Annotated in this window: 2 tRNA genes and 1 rRNA gene; all 3 read right to left on the bottom strand. The window is 47.1% G+C overall.

Going from position 1 to position 1,890, the window contains the following annotated elements:
- Positions 1-1,180: ribosomal RNA gene (locus tag CWO27_RS23375) — 23S ribosomal RNA — on the bottom strand; the annotation flags it as partial.
- 25 nt (positions 1,181-1,205) lie between these two features.
- A tRNA-Ala gene (locus CWO27_RS23370) sits at positions 1,206-1,281 on the bottom strand.
- Positions 1,282-1,295: 14 nt separating this feature from the next.
- A tRNA-Ile gene (locus tag CWO27_RS23365) sits at positions 1,296-1,372 on the bottom strand.
- Between the last annotated feature and the right edge of the window lie 518 nt (positions 1,373-1,890).

The raw sequence follows: 1,890 nt of genomic DNA, 5'->3' as shown, positions 1-1,890 counted from the left end.
TCCCCTACCCCACATACCCTAAGGTACGTAGCCGCAGCTTCGGTGTATAGCTTAGCCCCGTTACATCTTCCGCGCAGGCCGACTCGACCAGTGAGCTATTACGCTTTCTTTAAATGATGGCTGCTTCTAAGCCAACATCCTGGCTGTCTGAGCCTTCCCACATCGTTTCCCACTTAGCTATACTTTGGGACCTTAGCTGGCGGTCTGGGTTGTTTCCCTCTCCACGACGGACGTTAGCACCCGCCGTGTGTCTCCCGGATAGTACTTACTGGTATTCGGAGTTTGCAAAGGGTTGGTAAGTCGGGATGACCCCCTAGCCTTAACAGTGCTCTACCCCCAGTAGTATTCGTCCGAGGCGCTACCTAAATAGCTTTCGGGGAGAACCAGCTATCTCCAGGTTTGATTGGCCTTTCACCCCTAGCCACAAGTCATCCGCTAATTTTTCAACATTAGTCGGTTCGGTCCTCCAGTTGATGTTACTCAACCTTCAACCTGCCCATGGCTAGATCACCTGGTTTCGGGTCTAATCCTAGCAACTGTACGCCCAGTTAAGACTCGGTTTCCCTACGGCTCCCCTAAACGGTTAACCTTGCTACTAAAATTAAGTCGCTGACCCATTATACAAAAGGTACGCAGTCACACCACGAAGGTGCTCCTACTGCTTGTACGTACACGGTTTCAGGTTCTATTTCACTCCCCTCACAGGGGTTCTTTTCGCCTTTCCCTCACGGTACTGGTTCACTATCGGTCAGTCAGTAGTATTTAGCCTTGGAGGATGGTCCCCCCATATTCAGACAGGATATCACGTGTCCCGCCCTACTCGTTTTCACTGATTATGATGTGTCGGTTACGGGGCTATCACCCTTTACTGCGAGACTTTCCAGACTCTTCACCTGCATCATTAAAAGCTTAAGGGCTAATCCAATTTCGCTCGCCGCTACTTTCGGAATCTCGGTTGATTTCTCTTCCTCGGGGTACTTAGATGTTTCAGTTCCCCCGGTTTGCCTCCTGTTGCTATGTATTCACAACAGGATACTTACTTATGTAAGTGGGTTTCCCCATTCAGGAATCCCAGACTCAAAAGGTTATTACTACCTAATCTGGGCTTATCGCAAGTTATTACGCCTTTCATCGCCTCTGACTGCCAAGGCATCCACCGTGTACGCTTAGTCACTTAACCATACAACCCGAAAGGGTCTTAAAGATGGTGGAGCTATGCGGGATCGAACCGCAGACCTCCTGCGTGCAAGGCAGGCGCTCTCCCAGCTGAGCTATAGCCCCATCTAGGTCGATATTGGTGGGTCTGAGTGGACTTGAACCACCGACCTCCCGCTTATCAGGCGAGCGCTCTAACCAGCTGAGCTACAGACCCAATATCGTCTCTTAACTTTTCTAAACCTAATCAATCTGTGTGGACACTTATCGTGAGTATCTTCGTATAAGGAGGTGATCCAGCCCCAGGTTCCCCTAGGGCTACCTTGTAATCAATCTGTGTGGACACTTATCGTGAGTATCTTCGTATAAGGAGGTGATCCAGCCCCAGGTTCCCCTAGGGCTACCTTGTTACGACTTCACCCCAGTCATGAACCACAAAGTGGTGATTTAGTTGTCATTAAGAAGGGTTAGTTCTCAATGACTGTTTGCCGGACTCAATTTCGATTCAAACTAAGTTTGAATCACTCTTTATTTCCACTTTTAAAAAGTGAAGACAAAAAGCCAAGACACTTGAATGTGTTTGTTGTGTTTACCATAAAGGTAAACATTGAGAACTTTTAAATTTGATTGAATTACTCGTAAGTAATCAATCAGACAGCTTTCCAAATTGTTAAAGAGCTTGATTCAATAAATGAACCATTTTTAAAGACACTTAAATAAATGCGCTTAAAGATG

Origin of the sequence: Vibrio sp. 10N.286.51.C3 (genome assembly GCF_003050065.1) — a bacterium.
GTDB classification, from domain to species: domain Bacteria; phylum Pseudomonadota; class Gammaproteobacteria; order Enterobacterales; family Vibrionaceae; genus Vibrio; species Vibrio crassostreae.
This window is presented reverse-complemented; position numbering and strand designations above follow the sequence as displayed.